At 66.0% G+C, this 14,834-nt stretch carries 18 protein-coding genes; 7 read left to right on the forward strand and 11 right to left on the reverse strand.

Going from position 1 to position 14,834, the window contains the following annotated elements; all coding sequences use genetic code 11:
• Positions 1-85: 85 nt before the first annotated feature.
• Positions 86-1,150 (forward strand): DUF7972 family membrane protein, encoded by a 1,065-nt coding sequence (locus tag J1N60_RS04910; protein WP_312911175.1) that lies wholly within the window; start codon positions 86-88, stop codon positions 1,148-1,150.
• A 5-nt stretch (positions 1,151-1,155) separates the two neighbouring features.
• Here J1N60_RS04910 and J1N60_RS04915 read toward each other — a convergent pair whose 3' ends face one another.
• From J1N60_RS04915 to J1N60_RS04935, 5 genes are all read right to left on the reverse strand, one after another.
• Entirely contained in the window at positions 1,156-1,572 is a 417-nt protein-coding gene (locus J1N60_RS04915) for a hypothetical protein (RefSeq protein WP_312911176.1), read from the reverse strand.
• A 110-nt stretch (positions 1,573-1,682) separates the two neighbouring features.
• Positions 1,683-2,723 (reverse strand): dipeptide epimerase, encoded by a 1,041-nt coding sequence (locus tag J1N60_RS04920; protein WP_312911178.1) that lies wholly within the window; start codon positions 2,721-2,723, stop codon positions 1,683-1,685.
• Entirely contained in the window at positions 2,720-3,736 is a 1,017-nt protein-coding gene (locus tag J1N60_RS04925; RefSeq protein ID WP_312911180.1) for an N-acetyltransferase DgcN family protein, read from the reverse strand. Before J1N60_RS04925 ends, J1N60_RS04920 begins: the two co-directional genes overlap by 4 nt.
• Before the next feature lie 277 nt (positions 3,737-4,013).
• The gene (locus J1N60_RS04930; RefSeq protein ID WP_312911181.1) at positions 4,014-4,982 is read right to left on the reverse strand and encodes a Vms1/Ankzf1 family peptidyl-tRNA hydrolase; all 969 of its coding nucleotides are present in this window, start codon (positions 4,980-4,982) and stop codon (positions 4,014-4,016) included.
• A gap of 28 nt (positions 4,983-5,010) precedes the next feature.
• A complete protein-coding gene (locus tag J1N60_RS04935; RefSeq protein WP_312911182.1) occupies positions 5,011-5,469 on the reverse strand; it encodes a DUF5802 family protein in 459 nt (152 codons plus the stop codon).
• Positions 5,470-5,739: 270 nt separating this feature from the next.
• Between J1N60_RS04935 and J1N60_RS04940 the strand changes: the two genes are divergently transcribed.
• The 3 genes from J1N60_RS04940 to J1N60_RS04950 all read left to right on the forward strand — a co-directional run bounded on the left by J1N60_RS04940 (position 5,740) and on the right by J1N60_RS04950 (position 7,817).
• A complete protein-coding gene (locus J1N60_RS04940; protein ID WP_312911183.1) occupies positions 5,740-6,621 on the forward strand; it encodes a hypothetical protein in 882 nt (293 codons plus the stop codon).
• A 156-nt stretch (positions 6,622-6,777) separates the two neighbouring features.
• Complete coding sequence (locus tag J1N60_RS04945; protein ID WP_312911185.1) at positions 6,778-7,437, forward strand: ArsR/SmtB family transcription factor; 660 nt, start codon at positions 6,778-6,780, stop codon at positions 7,435-7,437.
• 251 nt (positions 7,438-7,688) lie between these two features.
• Positions 7,689-7,817 (forward strand): hypothetical protein, encoded by a 129-nt coding sequence (locus tag J1N60_RS04950; protein ID WP_312911186.1) that lies wholly within the window; start codon positions 7,689-7,691, stop codon positions 7,815-7,817.
• Between the two features lie 56 nt (positions 7,818-7,873).
• On the opposite strand, the gene J1N60_RS04955 is transcribed toward J1N60_RS04950, so the two are convergent.
• Together J1N60_RS04955 and J1N60_RS04960 are read right to left on the reverse strand one after the other, a co-directional pair.
• Complete coding sequence (locus tag J1N60_RS04955; RefSeq protein WP_312911187.1) at positions 7,874-8,227, reverse strand: hypothetical protein; 354 nt, start codon at positions 8,225-8,227, stop codon at positions 7,874-7,876.
• On the reverse strand, positions 8,224-8,748 hold the full coding sequence (locus J1N60_RS04960) for a DUF5817 domain-containing protein (RefSeq protein WP_312911189.1): 525 nt from the start codon (positions 8,746-8,748) through the stop codon (positions 8,224-8,226). Before J1N60_RS04960 ends, J1N60_RS04955 begins: the two co-directional genes overlap by 4 nt.
• Before the next feature lie 107 nt (positions 8,749-8,855).
• Here J1N60_RS04960 and J1N60_RS04965 point away from each other — a divergent pair, with 107 nt between their 5' ends.
• Positions 8,856-9,194, forward strand: a complete 339-nt coding sequence (locus J1N60_RS04965) for a cupin domain-containing protein (RefSeq protein WP_312911191.1) — start codon at positions 8,856-8,858, stop codon at positions 9,192-9,194.
• A gap of 107 nt (positions 9,195-9,301) precedes the next feature.
• On the opposite strand, the gene J1N60_RS04970 is transcribed toward J1N60_RS04965, so the two are convergent.
• Complete coding sequence (locus J1N60_RS04970; protein WP_312911193.1) at positions 9,302-9,853, reverse strand: DUF7509 family protein; 552 nt, start codon at positions 9,851-9,853, stop codon at positions 9,302-9,304.
• 97 nt (positions 9,854-9,950) lie between these two features.
• Here J1N60_RS04970 and J1N60_RS04975 point away from each other — a divergent pair, with 97 nt between their 5' ends.
• Complete coding sequence (locus tag J1N60_RS04975; RefSeq protein WP_312911194.1) at positions 9,951-10,352, forward strand: ArsR/SmtB family transcription factor; 402 nt, start codon at positions 9,951-9,953, stop codon at positions 10,350-10,352.
• A gap of 241 nt (positions 10,353-10,593) precedes the next feature.
• On the opposite strand, the gene icd is transcribed toward J1N60_RS04975, so the two are convergent.
• Positions 10,594-11,856: an isocitrate dehydrogenase (NADP(+)) gene (gene icd / locus J1N60_RS04980; protein ID WP_312911195.1), complete on the reverse strand. Its 1,263-nt coding sequence runs from the start codon at positions 11,854-11,856 to the stop codon at positions 10,594-10,596.
• 59 nt (positions 11,857-11,915) lie between these two features.
• A complete protein-coding gene (locus J1N60_RS04985) occupies positions 11,916-12,215 on the reverse strand; it encodes a hypothetical protein (protein ID WP_312911196.1) in 300 nt (99 codons plus the stop codon).
• Positions 12,216-12,355: 140 nt separating this feature from the next.
• Here J1N60_RS04985 and J1N60_RS04990 point away from each other — a divergent pair, with 140 nt between their 5' ends.
• The gene (locus tag J1N60_RS04990; protein WP_312912536.1) at positions 12,356-13,249 is read left to right on the forward strand and encodes an isoaspartyl peptidase/L-asparaginase; all 894 of its coding nucleotides are present in this window, start codon (positions 12,356-12,358) and stop codon (positions 13,247-13,249) included.
• Positions 13,250-13,310: 61 nt separating this feature from the next.
• On the opposite strand, the gene J1N60_RS04995 is transcribed toward J1N60_RS04990, so the two are convergent.
• On the reverse strand, positions 13,311-14,564 hold the full coding sequence (locus tag J1N60_RS04995) for a tryptophan--tRNA ligase (protein ID WP_312911197.1): 1,254 nt from the start codon (positions 14,562-14,564) through the stop codon (positions 13,311-13,313).
• Positions 14,565-14,834 lie beyond the last annotated feature (270 nt).

Here is a 14,834-nt window from a genome sequence, read left to right on the forward strand (position 1 = left end):
CTGATCGACCGTGACGGTCCGCCGAGCGACCACGACAGCCGTTTGCAACGACGACGCTTTTGCTCGTGGCCGGTGAACGCCGACTATGGTCGGTGACGAGACGAGTAGAGCCACAGCCGACGAGGCATCGGCCTCGAGACGACCAACCATTTTCGCCCGCTTTCAGCGGTGGGTGCTCGTGGACGGCGATCGGCTGTTCGTCGCCGCGTGCATTTCGGTCGGCACGTTCGTGTTCTTTCTGGGACTGGACTGGCTCGGCGTCATCTCGTTCGCCAACGCCAACTCGATCACCCGACTGGCCAGTGGGATGGTCGCCGGGACGTTCTCGCTGGTCACGCTCGTCGTCTCGATCAACCAGCTCATCCTCTCACAGGAGTTCACGTCCGCCGGAGCGGCGGAGGATAGACTCGAGGGCGTCGAATCCTTCAGGTCCGAGGTCGCGAAGACGATCGGTGATCCGGTCGCCCCGGCGTCGCCGGCTCGCGTTCTCGAGGAACTGTTCGCGTCCATTCACGGGAGAGCGACCACCCTCGAGGACGAGGCGGACACCCTCGAGGGCGACGCCCGGGAGGACGTTCGGCGGTACGTCCGCGCCGTCGAGTCGAGCACGGAACGCGCCCAGACGCTCCTCTCGGAATCGAACGCCGAAAAATCGAACACCGAAACGTTCGATGCGGTGTCGGTCGCCGTCGAGTACGACGTCTCGAGACACCTTTACACCGCCAAGCGACTCAGTCGCCATCACGAGGGGGCGCTCTCGCGGCCGGCTCGCGAGGCCCTCGACCGGATCGTCGCGGACCTCGAGTTGTTCACGGTCGCCCGCGAACACATCAAAACGACGTACCTCCAGCGAGAGCTGACCCGCTTTTCCCAGCTCACGATCCTGACCGGGGTTCCGGCGATCACGTCGGCGTTGCTGATCGGGTTTCTGTACGCCGGTCGGACGGGGGCGGTCATCGCGTTGCCGGCGCTTCCGTGGGTCGTGAGCGGCCTCCTCGCGGTGGTCTTCGTCCCACTCGCGCTGCTCACGGCGTACATTCTGCGGACGGCGACGATCACGCGGCGGACGGTCTCGATCGGGCCGCTGGTTCTCGAGTCCGAGTCGGGATCGACGTCGGATCGGTGTACACCCGAACTGGACTCCAGATGAGGCCGTTATCGGTCGACTGGAGCGCGTTCGTACTGGAGCGGATCACTCTTTCCGTGTCCGTCCCCGCTCGCGGCGAGCTGCTCGGGGAAGGTGGGAGCAGCCGTCTCGATCGCCTCGAGTACGGCCGCGAGTTCGTCGAAGTTGTCGCCGCGGCTCGCACAGAACGGCTCGCGACTCCAGTCGACGTAGTTCCCGTCGGCGAGTAGCGGCAAGTCCCGGTGGTGAAGCCGGATCGTGACGGCGCGCTGGTCGTCTCCATCCTCGTGACGCTGGGCGGCCTCCGGAAGGGCCACGGACTCGGTCGGCCCAACCTCGAGCAGCGACGCCACGAGGCGACGCCTCGACGACGCCGAGAGTGCCTCGAATACTCGATTCCACCGCTCGACGACCCGTGTTTCGGTGTGAGGCCGCTCGAATGCCATGGTCTCGTTGTTTCGAGCTGCTGGCATAAATAGTTTGTGGATTGTTGACATACAACGTGGTGTGTCGACTTGTCTTGCTCCCGTGCGAGGAATCCCACCGGTAGCGGACTTCACGATCGAACGACGCCGGTCCCGACCCGCTCGAGACCCTCGAGGTCGATGCGACCGCCTGGTATCGACACGCCATCGTAGGGGTCGTCCGCGAGCAACAGCGACCCGTCCAGGTCGGCGTAGTCGAGCAGCGGCGCGAGGTGACAGGCTGCAGCGATCGAGGCGTTGGACTCGGTCATGCAGCCACACATCACCTGGAGGCCGTGTGCGCGCGCGGTGTGCACGATCCGGCGCGCCTCGCGAAGGCTCCCGCACTTCATCAGTTTCAGGTTGGCCACGTCACACCGCTCGGCGATCTGGGGCACGTCGCTCGCGGTGAGGCAGGACTCGTCGGCGGCGATCGGCAGCGCCGCTCGCTCGTAGACGTACCGAAGGCCTTCGGGGTCGTCCGCCGAGACGGGTTGCTCGACGAACTCGAGGTCGTACTCGGCCAGCGCCTCGATCCGCGAGACCGCTTCTCGTGGCGTCCAGGCCTCGTTCGCGTCGACGTAGAGGCGAACGTCGGGGGCGACGTCGCGAATCGCCTCGACGATCTCGAGGTCGCGGTCGGTGCCGAGTTTGACCTTCAACGTCCCGAAGCCGCGCTCGAGGGCGGTCTCGGTTTTCTCGCGCATTCGTTCGGTGCTGTCGATGCCGATTGTGTAGGAACTCTCGACCGTCTCGGCGGGGTCGAGTCCCCAGTACCGATAGAGCGGGACGTCGAGGCGCTTCGCCACGAGGTCGTGGAGGGCGATGCTGACGGCACACCGGGCGGCGGGATTGCGTTCGATCGTCTCGCGCAGCCGGCGCTCGATTCGCTCGAGCTGGTGGGGCTCGCCGACGTCCTCGACGACCGCCAGCAGGTCCGGCAGGACCGCCTCGACCGTCGCCGCCGTCTCGCCGTAGTGCGACGAAGGCGCTGCCCCACCGACGCCGACGGTTCCGTCCTCGTCCTCGATCCTGACGATTACGTTTTCGGCGGTCGTCTGCGTCCCGCGGGCGATCGTGAACGGGAACTCGAGCGGCATCGTCACCCGCTCGAACCCGGTCTCGAGGCTCACAGCAACACCTCCAGCAAGTCGTCGGTCCCGTACCGGATGACGTCCGTGGCGGGTTTCCCCAGGTCGGCCTCGAAGGCGTCGACGGCCTCGCGGGCGTCGTCGTCCTCGAGCCCGTAGGTGTTGAGTGCGCCGGCGACGACCGAGGTTGGATAGACTGGCTCGGCGAGACTCTCGTAGAGATCGACGTAGGTTTGCATGGACGGGACCGTCACGTCGTAGTCGTACGCGAGCATCTCCCGTTCGGCCGCGTGACAGAGGACCAGTTTGTCGGCCATCGCCCCGTGGAGGATGCCGCAGGTCACGGCGGAGTAGGCGGGGTGGATGATGCTCCCCTGTCCCTCGACGAACAGGTAGTCGTGGTCGTCGCCCTTCTCGAGGATCATCTCTTCGACCGATCCGGCCGTGAAGTCGCTGACGACCCGGTCGACGGGGTTGCCCCATCCCTCGATCATGATCCCCGTCTGGCCGGTTGGAATTATCGCGGCGTCGTGGCCCGCCTCGCGGGCGTCGCGGGCGAGTTCCATCGTCGACGTCATCTTCCCGACCGAACAGTCGGTGCCGACCGTCAGAATCACTTCCGCGTCGACCTCGTCGGCGACGCCTTCGGCGACCGTCAACTCGTCGTGTGGTTTCCTGACGTCCCAGACGTCGGCGCCGTACTCGTCGGCGAGGGTGGCGAACTCCTCGTCGTCCTCGAGGAAGTAGTGCAGCCCCGAGATGAGGTCGCAGCCGTACTCGAGGGCCGTGCGCACGTCCTCGCGCCAGCTGGAGTCGAACCCGCCGCCGACTGGCGCGATGCCGATGAGCAAGGCGTCGACGCTCCCGGCCTCGAGGTCTGCCATGCTCGAGACGATGGGTGCGTCCTGGACGTCCGGGACAAAGTCGGCGACGCGGTCGCCGGCCGTCTCGCGGTCGAGGACGCCGACGACGTCGTAGTCCGCGTAGCGGAGCACGCCGAGGGCCGTCTTGGCGTGGTCGGGGAACTTTTCGTGAGCGAGGATAGCGACGCGCATGCGCGGATAGACGGCGAGGGGGAACCTTATTCTGTCGTCACCGGCGACCTGGCCAGCGCCGGTACGCGCCCGCTGGATTGAGGGTTTGGACGCACGTCTTCTCGAGGCAACCCGAACGAGCGCCCGCTAGAGGCGGCACCCGAACACGCAGACGTTCGGTCCGGGAGGAGACACGACCTCGAGTTCGCTACCGATTTCGCGTCCCGAAACCGTTCTACCCGTCCGGTAATTTCGCTTTTCACCCCCGCAATCAATACTATACAAGTTATAGCTATGGTTATAGAACGATCAGTTCCGTCGTGAAGAACGACCGGAACGCGTCCTCGAGCGCCGCCTTCGGTTTCCCCGTCGCGTCGACGGTGGCCGTCGCCGTTGGTTCGACGCCGTGCTCGATCAGCCGCGAGACGGCCTCGTCCTGGCCGACGAGGTACAGCGGGCCGTCCCGTCGGTCGGCGATTTCGCTCCGACAGCGCTCGAGGTGGTCGGCGATCTGGCCGTCGCGGATGCGCTCGAAGCGTCCCTGTGAGAAGCCGCCCTTCGAGTGCCTTCCTTTGACGTCGCTCTCGAACCCGCGATAGTCGAGGCGGTCGCCGCCGTCGTAGACGCCGAGGGCGAACAGGTCCGCGCGAACGAGCGAAAGCGTGAACCGTCCGTGCGGGAGAAACCACGAGCGCTCGAGTCGGAACCGATCGTCCCACTCGAGGTGTGGCCCAGCGGCGCCGTCGCTCGAGCGTCTCGCGTCGCGTTCCGCGGCGCGGGGATCGACGGGTGGCGAGAGGGCGACCGCGACCAGTTCGGCGTCGTCGACGCACACGACGGCGGGGTCGAGGGTCTCGAGCAGGGCCATCCGCTCGCCGAGCACCTCCGTCAGGACATCGGGCGCGGAATCGGGACCGTCGTCCGTCGGTACCACCGCCGTCAGCGCTCCCTCCGGCCCCGTTCGAAACGACTCGAGGCGCTCGAGGACCGACGATAGTTCCGCGCCACGGATGCGGTCGCGTCGGCGCGGGTCTATTTCCAGGTCGGCGTCCGTCCGGTCAGCCCGAAGCCGCTCGAGTTCGCCCTCGAGTTGGGCGATCCGATCCTCGAGCCGGTTCTGCTCGCGCTCGGCCGTCTGTCGTGCCGTGACGGCTTCCGACCGGCGATCGGATTCGGCCTCGTACCGTCGACGTAGTCGCTCGTTTTCCTCCTCGAGGTCGGCGATGCGGTCCTTGAGCGTCGCCCGCCCGAGCAACTCGTCGATCATCGACCGGATACGTGTATGGAGAGTACTTCTAGGTCCCGGTTCCTGGTCCCGACCCGTGCCCCGGACCCGGTCCGCGTCCAGTATCGGACCCATCGGTGTCGTCGGTGCCATCGACGCCCTCGCCCATCGACGGGTAGCGATCCTGGTAGCCCCCCAGGCCGAGTCCGAGCAACTGTTCGGCCCGGTCGCGTCGCGCCAGGAACACCTCCCGGAGGCTCGGCGGGTTTCGAATCTGGGATCCCTCGAGCATCGACTCGGGAACCGCGAGGGTGTTCGTCGGGACCGAATCGTCGCCGTGGACGGCGAAGTGTCCCGACTCGAGTTTCATCACGAGCGGGGCGTCGAGCGGTTCGACTCCCTCGCCGGTCGTGTAGACGGCCTCGTTGATCCGTTCGTGTTGCGTTCGTTCCATGATGGCCTGATCGCCGTTCGCGGGCGTCACGTAGAGCCGACCGAGGTAGTAGCTTCGAGAGAAGATTTCGAACATGCTACCTGATACCACGGCACGATATCGTATAACTATTGTGCGAATACCTTATCAGTGAGTGCTTTCAGCGTCCTTTCGAATGGCTCGAGGCCGCTCGAGCACGCGAACACAGGCGACTGGTCTGGTAACGACGCCCGAATTGCCAGTCGACGGACGGCGGCGCCCACGGGTGATTTGAACGCTCAAAACGGTTCGAACGGTTCTGGTGAACGCAAAAACGGTCCGAACGAAACTCCGTCTTTTTAGTCGTGTTTGGGGAAGCTTCGAGTAATGACTGCGACCCGTACCGTGGTGTGTCTCGTCGCTGTGGCCGTCGTCGGCCTCCTCGTCGCCCCAGCCGTGGCCGCCACCGGGGGGTTCGGTTCGTTCACCAGCCAGAGCGAGTCGACCACGGCCGAGAATAGCTCGACGATGGGGGAGGAAGTGTCGACGTTCATGCAAACCAGCTCGGTGAGTACCACTCACGCCGTCGACGATGGCATGTTCGAGGCAGCCTTCCAGGACGCCAGCGAGGAGCGACGAGCCGAACTGATCGCCGAACGAACCGAGAAGCACAACTCGACGATCGCTGATCTGAAGGAGGAGTACCGGGCCCTCCAGGAGCAGAAAGACGACCTCCATCCGGGCGAGTACAACGTCCGAATGGCGCGCCTGACCGTCGAACTCGCGAGTGTCGACGACTCGATCAACCGCACCGAGCAGCGAGCGGCGGATGCCGGCGTCAATACGACGGCTATTCAGACGTTGCGGGCGAACGCGTCCGAACTGGCCGGTCCCGAAGTCGCCGAGCGAGCGAAGCAGATCGCCGGTATCGACCCGCCGCGGGGTCCACCCGACCACGCTGGCGGACAGAACGGTTCGCCGGGAAACGGTCAGGAGAAGGGGAGTGACGCCGGTCAAGGAGCTGGGCCGGGTGGAGACGAGAACGAAGGCAACGGCGAGGAGAGGGGACAGGGTAACAGCGAAGACAAAGGACAGGATACTAATGGACAGGGTACCGGCGCCTCAGACGATCCAGGCGCTGGCTCCGGTGACGAGTCACCGCCCGATACACCCGACAAACGCGCCGACGACGAGGAATCGGCGTCCGACGAGGGCGTGGCGACCGACGACTCCGACGAGGACCAGGACGCCAACGACACCGACGACTGATCGACCGGCTCGCCATCGGTTCCGTGTCACACACTACTCACTGTCTCGAGTTCCCGTCGCTCGAGTGAAGCCGCTCTCGGGCCTTGCTTCGAACCACTCGAAAACGCTGCAAAACGAGAGACACGCTTTTCAGTACCCATCGCCAACACCGGATAGATGGACTCTGCTGCGTTGCTGGATCTGCTCGGGAACGAGAACCGGCGACGGATTCTGCGGCTCCTCTCGCGAAAACCCTGCTACGTAACCGAGATTTCCGAGTACCTCGGCGTCAGTCCGAAGGCCGTCATCGACCACCTCAGAAAGCTCGAGGAGGCCGGCCTCGTCGAGAGCCGCGTTGACGACCAGCGACGGAAGTACTTCCACATCGCCCGCAACGTCCGCCTCGAGGTGAACGTCTCGCCGTACGGCTTCGCCAGCAAGAGCGCCTACCCCGAGAACAACACCTTCGACATCACGACCTGTCGGCACCTTTCTCTCGATGTCTCCGGGGCGTCGTCGGACGGCCTCGACGGCCTCCTCTCGACGCTCGAGGACCTCGAGCACCTGGAGAACGAACTCTCGCTCGCCCAGCGGTGGGTGCAGGGACGACTCAGCGAGACGCTCGACCGCCTCTCGGAGGAAGTCGGCGTCGGCCAGGACAGTCGCATCCACGCCGACGTCCTCTCGAGCGTTCGCCAGGAACCCAAAGGGATCGACGAACTCGGTCACGAGGTTGGCGCGCCGCGGGAGGTTATCGCCGAGTTACTCGAGCGGTTGGCCGACGAGGGCGTCGTCCAGCGAACCGAGCGCGGGTGGGAACTCAAGACGGAGTCGTGAGCGGGAGCGGGACCTAGACTGAGAGGAGGAACGGGAACCGACGTCGAACCGGATATTCACTTTCACTCGTCGTCGACTCGAGTACTGGCCCCACATCTATCGGTAGACTGCGCGACGAACCATCTCCGCGGCGTTTTACTCGCGGTAATCCACTTTTACTTTCACCGTGGGGCCAAGGCGACGATACTTTTCGCGTCGTCCGGTAGCTGAGAGTGCGTCCGTTCGGCGAGCACCGGCGGGCGCTCCACCCCATGACTCGAGACCCCCCATCCCCCCGTCTGCAGCGGTATCGTTTCTACCAGTACCTGCTACTGGTCGAACTGGTGTTGACGATTGTCGTCCTCACGGTGTCGATCGCTGCCGCGTTCGGCCTCATCTGAGGCTCGTTCACGAGATGAGCGGGCAATCGAATGGGAGGTCGACGCGAGGCCGAGCGCTAGGTCGACGCTGCATCGGTCCGCGCCCCGCGCCGCCCCATCAGGGCGAGATAGCCCCCCGACAGGACGAGCAACGCCAGACCGGCTCCGACCTCGACGGCGCTCGAACCGAGCAAGACGGCTCCCCAGCCGAAGGCGCCGCCGGCGTGACCCAGCGCGAAGCCGTACTGGCCGATCCAGGCGTGAACGATCGAACTGACGGCGAACGTTCCGGCCAGGACCCACATCGCGGCCGTCGTCGCGTCGAGTCCCAGAATCGTTTCGGAGACGACCGCGCCGTAGCCGAGCACGAGCACCGCCAGGAGGAGGCCGAGCCCGATGATCGTCCGCTGGACCTCGAGCGACTCGCTCATAGCGACCGATATCGCCCGCGGCTCTCGCTGACCTCGCCGGCGCGAACGAGTTTCTCGAGGGCCTTTCGGGCGTATCCCGCGTCGACCCCCCGGTCGCCCGCGTAGGCGATCACCTCGTCTTCGGTCGGCTCCTCGAGGTCCGCCAGCGCCTGCTCGACGACGTCCTTCTTGCTCCCGCTTCTCGTCGGCTGGCGCGGGTCGCGTTCACCCGCGGCGGCGACCTCCTCGACGTCGAGACCCGATTCCTCGAGATAGTCCTCGTCGCTGACGACGCCGTCTGCGACCTTGCTCTCGAGGTCGGCGAAGGAGTCGACGCGGGCGAAGGCCTCGCCCTGGCCCTGTCGGTTGGCGAGCATCGAGGCGCGCACCTCGCGAGCGTGGTCGGGGTCGTCGGTCTCGACGAACTTCTTGCGGCGCTCGTAGGGCTTGCGAGAGCCACAGCGGGGGCACTGCGTGGTCTCGGATCGCCCCTCGAGCAGCCAGAGATAAGAACACTCGCTGCACCCGACGACGGCGTACATGCGCTCTCGTCCGGGGCGTGGCCAGTTGAACGTTCGGGAACCGTGGCGAAAGTGAACGCCCCTGCCGCGGCGCAAATCGTTACGGTGGTGGCCGTCCATTCGGACGCATGGATCACGTATCGCTATCCGACCTCGAGACGACGGAAGCCGCCGATGGCGTCCACCTCGCGATCATGGCCGGGACCGACTCGATGAACGTCCAGCACTTCGAAATCGAACCCGGCGCGGCCGTCGAGGAGCACAGCCACCCCCACGAGCAGACGGGGTTCATCTACGAGGGCGAGTTGACGCTCCTGACCGACGGCGAGGAGGTCGTCTGCGGGCCGGGCGACGCCTACGGTCTCCCCGGAGGCCAGCCCCACGCTGCCGAGAATCGCGGCGAGGAGACGGTTCGCGGCGTGGACATCTTCGACCCGCCGCGAGAGAATCCGACCTGGCAGGAGTAGCGACTCAGCCGCTACTCGAGTCGCGGCCGCGGCGCTCTCGTTCCGTCGCTCGAGCGTCACCTCCGTCCCGGCGGAGTGTGGATCGCCGTCGCGAACGCCGACGAACGTCACTCGAGATTCGAAAGCGACCCAGCTGCTTCCCGGGCGATGACGTTCCCGACGAACTCCTTCGTTCGAAAGGCGAGTTCGTCCGCGTCCTCGTAGTCGTAGACCGTCGCGTCCCAGCGACGGGTGACCCCGCCGAGCATGGCGCTTCGGACGCCCGCCTCGTGAACGACCAGCGTTCGCTCCGCTCGCTCCGGGTCCGCCGACTGGTAGACGTCCTCGAGTACCGAGCCGACCTCGATGCCGACCCCGAGGTTCTCCCCGGAGAACGGGAGGACGAAGACGACCGCGTTGCTCGCCCGGGCGAACGCGATGCTCTGGGTCGCCGCGTCGACCTCCTCGAGCGGAATCTCGGGGTCGACAGCCAGAAACGCGTTCACGCCGGACTCGGTTCGAAGCCGGTCGCGAAGCGTGACGAGCAGGTCGAAGAGGTCGTCGTCGCCGTCGGCTTCGGCTTTGGAACCGGAATCGATCGACTTGTACGGTCCCATCAGATAGACGAGAAAGCGTTCGCGGGGAACCGGATCGAGAGCGTCGCGGAGGCGGTCGCGCATCGGGTCGGTCGACGAACGGACACTATTTAAATATGCGCGATATCAGCATCTTTCGACTCGAGAACTGTTAAGACGGTGGCGGAACTACGTTCCGGTAATGGCAGGTGCATCCCACGGCGACGTCGGACGATCGGGCGACGAGGGGCTCCTCCCCGAGCACAGCGTCCTCCCGCTCGAGGCGTATCTCGACATGCAGCGGGCGATCGGGAACGAGTACCGATTTCGCATCCTCAACACCCTCGTCGAGGCTGGTGCCATGAGCGCGACCGAGCTCCGGGAGGCCCTCGACCTGCGCGGGAACACCTTGCACTACCACCTCGACGAACTGGTCGACGTAGGGCTGGTCGAAAACCGGAAGCGGAAGACGCCCGACAGCCGTGGCCTCCACTCGTACTACCGGGCGAGTGGGATGGGCGAGGCAATTCTCGAACACGGCATCCGCGAACTGCTTCGCCTGGAGTGGGAATCGCTCGAGACGTACGGCGCCGCCGATTCCTGAGCACCGCGCTCGAGACGTAGCAACGATTCGCGTCGGTGAGAACGAAGGTTTCGCTACGGGGACTCGCTGGGCCGTATCGAGAGCGAGTATCCGTTCGAGCGATTGTCGCCGAGATTCGAACGTGCTACTCGAGTTCGGCTATAAAATCGATAGATAGTGCCGGGTTCCGCGTCGAGAGGATGTTTACGACAGTTTTCGATGTCGTCAGATGCTGACGGAATCTGACTGCTCGAAAAACTGCCTACGACAGTTTTTCGATGTTCTCGACGACGGCGTCGGCGAACTCGCTCGTGGCGACCTTCTCGCCACCGTCGATCTGGCGGTGGAGGTCGTAGGTCACGGTTCCCGAGGAGATGGTCTCCTCGACGGCGTCGCGCACGAGGTCGGCGGCGTCTTTCCAGCCGAGGTAGTCGAGCATCTCCCGTCCCGAGAGGATCATCGCGGTCGGGTTGACCTTGTCCTGACCGGCGTACTTCGGCGCGGAGCCGTGGACGGGTTCGGCGAGACAGCGGCCGTGCCCGAAGTTGGCGCCGGGGGCGATGCCGAGGCCGCCGATCTGGGCGCCGGCGGCGTCGGACATGTAGTCGCCGTTGAGGTTCATCGTCGCGATGACCGAGTAGTCGTCCGTGCGGGTCAGCAGCTGCTGGAGCATGTTGTCGGCGATGCGGTCCTTGACGACCACGGTGCCCTCGGGCTGGTCGCCGTCGTGCTCGTCCCAGAGTTCGTCCTCGGTGATGACGTCGTCGCCGTACTCCTCCTCGGCGAGTTCGTAGCCCCAGTCACGGAAGGCCCCTTCGGTGAACTTCATGATGTTGCCCTTGTGGACGAGGGTGACCGAGTCTCGCTCGTTCGCGATGGCGTAGTCGATGGCCTCGCGGATCAGGCGCTTCGAACCGAACTCCGAGATGGGCTTGACGCCGATACCGACCGGGCCGTCGTGGATGACGTCCGCGATTTCCATGTCCTCCTCGAGGAACGTGCGAACCTGCTCGACCTCGTCGGTGCCGGCTTCCCACTCGACGCCGGCGTAGACGTCTTCGGTGTTTTCCCGGAAGGTAATCATGTCCATCTTCTCGGGCTCTTTGACCGGCGAGGGGACGCCGTCGATGTGGTAGGTCGGGCGGACGTTCGCGTACATGTCGAGCGTCTGTCGCAGGGCGACGTTGAGCGAGCGGAAGCCGGCCCCTACGGGGGTCGTCAGCGGGCCCTTGATCGCGACGCGGTGTTCGCGAATCGCGCTGACGGTGTCCTCGGGGAGGTTCTCGTCGTAGCGCTCGCGGGCGCTCTCGCCGGCGTAGACGCGCATCCAGGAAATCGACCGGCCGGTCGCTTCCGCGGCGGCGTCGAGTACTTTCTGGGCGGCGGGACCGACGTCGGTGCCGATACCGTCGCCGTGAATAATCGGGATAATCGGGTTTGCCGGTACGTCGAGTTCGCCGGTCTCCTCGTCGGCGAGCGTAATTTTCTCCCCGTCCGCGGGGACCTCGACTTGCTCGTAGCTCATGATCGTTCGTAGGTGGTTTGCTCGGGGGTAAAAGACCTCCCATTTGGGCTGGCTAGCGCTCACTTCTCGAGCGCGTTCGCGTCCTGGGCGTCGTCCGCGTTCGAGTCGCCGGCCAGTACGACCAGACCCAGGACGACGGCGACCGCCCCGAGGAGTGCGAGCGCGAGCGAGAGCCACCGCGAGGAGAGCCACCCCTCCGCGAGGCCGAACCAGCGGATGGCGAGGATCATAAACCCGAGGACGACGCCGGTCGTTCCCTCCGGTTCGCCGAACTCGTCGCTGGCGGTCCAGTCGACACGACTGGCAGCAATCGCGGTCATCGTCGCACAGAAGATGACCAGAAACGCGACCGGGCTCATCGCCGGTCCGTACAAGCGGTGCCCTCCTAAGTGTGTGGGATTGTCTCAGGTAGGCGGTTCGTCGCCACTGGGCTGCCGGCGGGATGGCAAGAATAATCTGGGTTCCGAAACCGCCTCACAGTATGTCCTCACGGTCACAGCTGCAGGTCATCGTCCACGGCGGTGCCGGAACCGCTCCCGAAGCGCCCGAATCCAGGCAAACTGTCCTCGAGACGGCCGCGAACAAGGGCGCCGAGAGCGAGACGCCGATCGACGCCGTCGAGAACGCGATTCACGTCCTCGAGTCCTCGCCCCGGTTCAACGCGGGCGTCGGCGGCGCCATACAGAGCGACGGCGTCGTCCGAACCGACGCGGGGATCATGACTGACGACCGACGCGTGGGCGCGGCTTGCTCGATGCCCGGCGTCGAACACGCCGTCAGCGTCGCCCGCCTGGTCATGGACGAGACGCCCCACGGGTTCGTCTCGGGCGAGCACGCGGTCGCGCTCGCCGCGGAATATGGAATCGAGACGGGCGTGGACCTCCGCTCGGAACGTACCCGGGAGAAGTGGGCCAGTCTAGAGGCGCCCGACGGCGGCCCGAAAGCCCAGCTCGAGTGGATTCGCGACCAGTACGGGCAATCCGACCCCGACGGCCGGGACGACCCGAAGGATCACGACACCGTTGGTGCGGTCGCCTTCGATGGCAAGCGGATCGCGGCCGCCACCTCCACGGGCGGGCGCTGGCTCGCTCTCGCGGGCCGCGTTGGCGACGTTCCCCAGGTCGGCTCGGGCTTTTACGCCTGCCCCGCCGCCGGCGTGAGCGCGACGGGTGCCGGTGAGGACATCGCCCGGGCCACCCTCTCGCGGCGCGTCGCCCGCCACGTCGAGCGTGGGCAGGACGCCCAGGCGGCCACGGACCTCGCCATCGAGGAGTTCGGCGAGTTGACTGGCTCGAGCGCCGGCGTGATCGCCATCGACTCCCGCGGGGGGATCGGCGCGGCGTTCAACAGCGACGCGATGCAGACGGCCCGTGTGAGCGCCTCGAGCCGTTAGGCTCGCGTTGCGGGCGTCTTCGCTCGAGCGAGCGTCTCGCATCGCTCGCTCGAGGAGTAGGTTAGTCCAGCCGTGGCACGCCCGCCGCCTCGAGCGCCGCCCGCCGCTCCGCCTCCGTCAATCGATATGGCTCGAGTTCGTCCTCGAGGTCGCCGAGGGCTGCCCGGCGACGCTGGTGGTCGGTCAGGAATTCCGAAATTCGTTCGGCGGCGAGTTCCTTGAGTTCGCCGCTGAGGAGGTGCCCGTCGCGGTAGTCGGCTGCGACGTCAGCGAGGCGGTCGTCGTCCGGTTCGAATCCGTAGCGCAGGTACTGGAAGGCCACGTCGACCGTCGGATCGCCGCCGTGTTCGCGATGGGCTGCGAGGCTCGAGCGGCCGCCGCTGTAGGCGTGTTCACGAATCGTGTCGGCGACGGCTTCCGGGCCATCGGTCAGCTCGATCGACGGTGCCGCGCCCGAGGAACTCATCTTTCTGGGCCCCTCGAGGCCGGGGAGGAATCGACCCAGCAGGGCGCCCGGCTTCTCGACCGGGAGCGCCTCTCTGGCAGCGACGTCTCGGCAAACGCGAACGTGAGGATCCTGGTCGACGGCGATGGGGACGAGGGTCGGCTGGCGACCCGAGACGAGCTGCGGGAGCAGGAGGTGGGTCGCCTGGACGGCGGGGTAGAACTGCAGGCCGACGGTGTCCTGCTCGCCGTAGACGGCCTCGACGGTCGCCGGAGTGAGGTGTTTCGACAGGCGAACGGCGACCGGGTAGATCACGTCCGCGTCGGCCGTGTCGATCACGATTCGGGTCCGCTCGGGATCGAAGCCGACGGCTAGTAGATCCCGGAGGTTCTCGCGCGTGGCCTCGCCGATGGACGCGAAGGACTGGTCCTTCGCGAGGAACTTCTCGTCGTCAGAGACCGGCAGGTACACGGTGGCGCCGGTCTCGCGCTGGATCGTCCGCGCGAGGTAAAAGGGGAGGACGTGGCCCAGGTGCATCGGCCCCGACGGGCCGCGTCCGGTGACGATCGCGTGCGGGTTGCCCGCCTCGGCGGCCTCGAGGAAGGCGTCGACGTCACGGCCGGCGTAGAACGTTCCTCGCCGGACCGTCGGGTGATCGGGGAATCGCTCCCGCTGGGTGTCGGTGAGGCGGTCGGCGCCGAATTGCTCGAGCAGTCGGTCGTAATCGATGTCGCCGCGGACGGCGTAGGGGGTGACGAGAGTGCCGTCGGTTCTGGCCTCACTGTCGGTTTCGTCGCTGGTTTCGTCGTCGGTCGGTGGCTGGCTATTCGTCGTCGATTCGTCCGTGGGTGGCGATGGTGTCGGTGTCATCTCGGAACTGAAACGGAACTGCAGTGCTATCGGAAGCGAAACCACGGCGGCCGGAAGCCGCCAGAAGCGAGGAGCGAAGGGAGCGCCACCGACTGCCGCGCCCGGGGAGTCCGGGGCCGGTTCAATCGATGCGACCGACGACAGCACTGTCCGCTCTCGAGAACCGCACGCGCCACCGCCACTCGAGAGCGAACGCCATACTTACTCTCCGAACGAATCGACAAAGAGCGTTTCGATGATCTGGTGGCCGACGGCGAAATCTGAACGGGC

Origin of the sequence: Natronosalvus caseinilyticus (assembly GCF_017357105.1) — an archaeon.
GTDB classification, from domain to species: Archaea; Halobacteriota; Halobacteria; order Halobacteriales; family Natrialbaceae; genus Natronosalvus; species Natronosalvus caseinilyticus.

Excerpts from the sequence above, each read along its gene's own strand:
- J1N60_RS04935 (WP_312911182.1), bottom strand. The coding sequence starts at position 5,469 with ATGTTCGAAATCTTCTCTCGAAGCTACTACCTCGGTCGGCTCTACGTG.
- J1N60_RS04955 (WP_312911187.1), bottom strand. The coding sequence starts at position 8,227 with ATGAGCGAGTCGCTCGAGGTCCAGCGGACGATCATCGGGCTCGGCCTC.
- J1N60_RS04910 (WP_312911175.1), top strand. The coding sequence starts at position 86 with ATGGTCGGTGACGAGACGAGTAGAGCCACAGCCGACGAGGCATCGGCC.
- J1N60_RS04925 (WP_312911180.1), bottom strand. The coding sequence starts at position 3,736 with ATGCGCGTCGCTATCCTCGCTCACGAAAAGTTCCCCGACCACGCCAAG.
- J1N60_RS04915 (WP_312911176.1), bottom strand. The coding sequence starts at position 1,572 with ATGGCATTCGAGCGGCCTCACACCGAAACACGGGTCGTCGAGCGGTGG.
- J1N60_RS04965 (WP_312911191.1), top strand. The coding sequence starts at position 8,856 with ATGGATCACGTATCGCTATCCGACCTCGAGACGACGGAAGCCGCCGAT.
- J1N60_RS04970 (WP_312911193.1), bottom strand. The coding sequence starts at position 9,853 with ATGCGCGACCGCCTCCGCGACGCTCTCGATCCGGTTCCCCGCGAACGC.
- J1N60_RS04940 (WP_312911183.1), top strand. The coding sequence starts at position 5,740 with ATGACTGCGACCCGTACCGTGGTGTGTCTCGTCGCTGTGGCCGTCGTC.
- J1N60_RS04985 (WP_312911196.1), bottom strand. The coding sequence starts at position 12,215 with ATGAGCCCGGTCGCGTTTCTGGTCATCTTCTGTGCGACGATGACCGCG.
- J1N60_RS04945 (WP_312911185.1), top strand. The coding sequence starts at position 6,778 with ATGGACTCTGCTGCGTTGCTGGATCTGCTCGGGAACGAGAACCGGCGA.
- J1N60_RS04930 (WP_312911181.1), bottom strand. The coding sequence starts at position 4,982 with ATGATCGACGAGTTGCTCGGGCGGGCGACGCTCAAGGACCGCATCGCC.
- J1N60_RS04975 (WP_312911194.1), top strand. The coding sequence starts at position 9,951 with ATGGCAGGTGCATCCCACGGCGACGTCGGACGATCGGGCGACGAGGGG.
- icd (WP_312911195.1), bottom strand. The coding sequence starts at position 11,856 with ATGAGCTACGAGCAAGTCGAGGTCCCCGCGGACGGGGAGAAAATTACG.
- J1N60_RS04960 (WP_312911189.1), bottom strand. The coding sequence starts at position 8,748 with ATGTACGCCGTCGTCGGGTGCAGCGAGTGTTCTTATCTCTGGCTGCTC.
- J1N60_RS04995 (WP_312911197.1), bottom strand. The coding sequence starts at position 14,564 with ATGACACCGACACCATCGCCACCCACGGACGAATCGACGACGAATAGC.
- J1N60_RS04950 (WP_312911186.1), top strand. The coding sequence starts at position 7,689 with ATGACTCGAGACCCCCCATCCCCCCGTCTGCAGCGGTATCGTTTCTAC.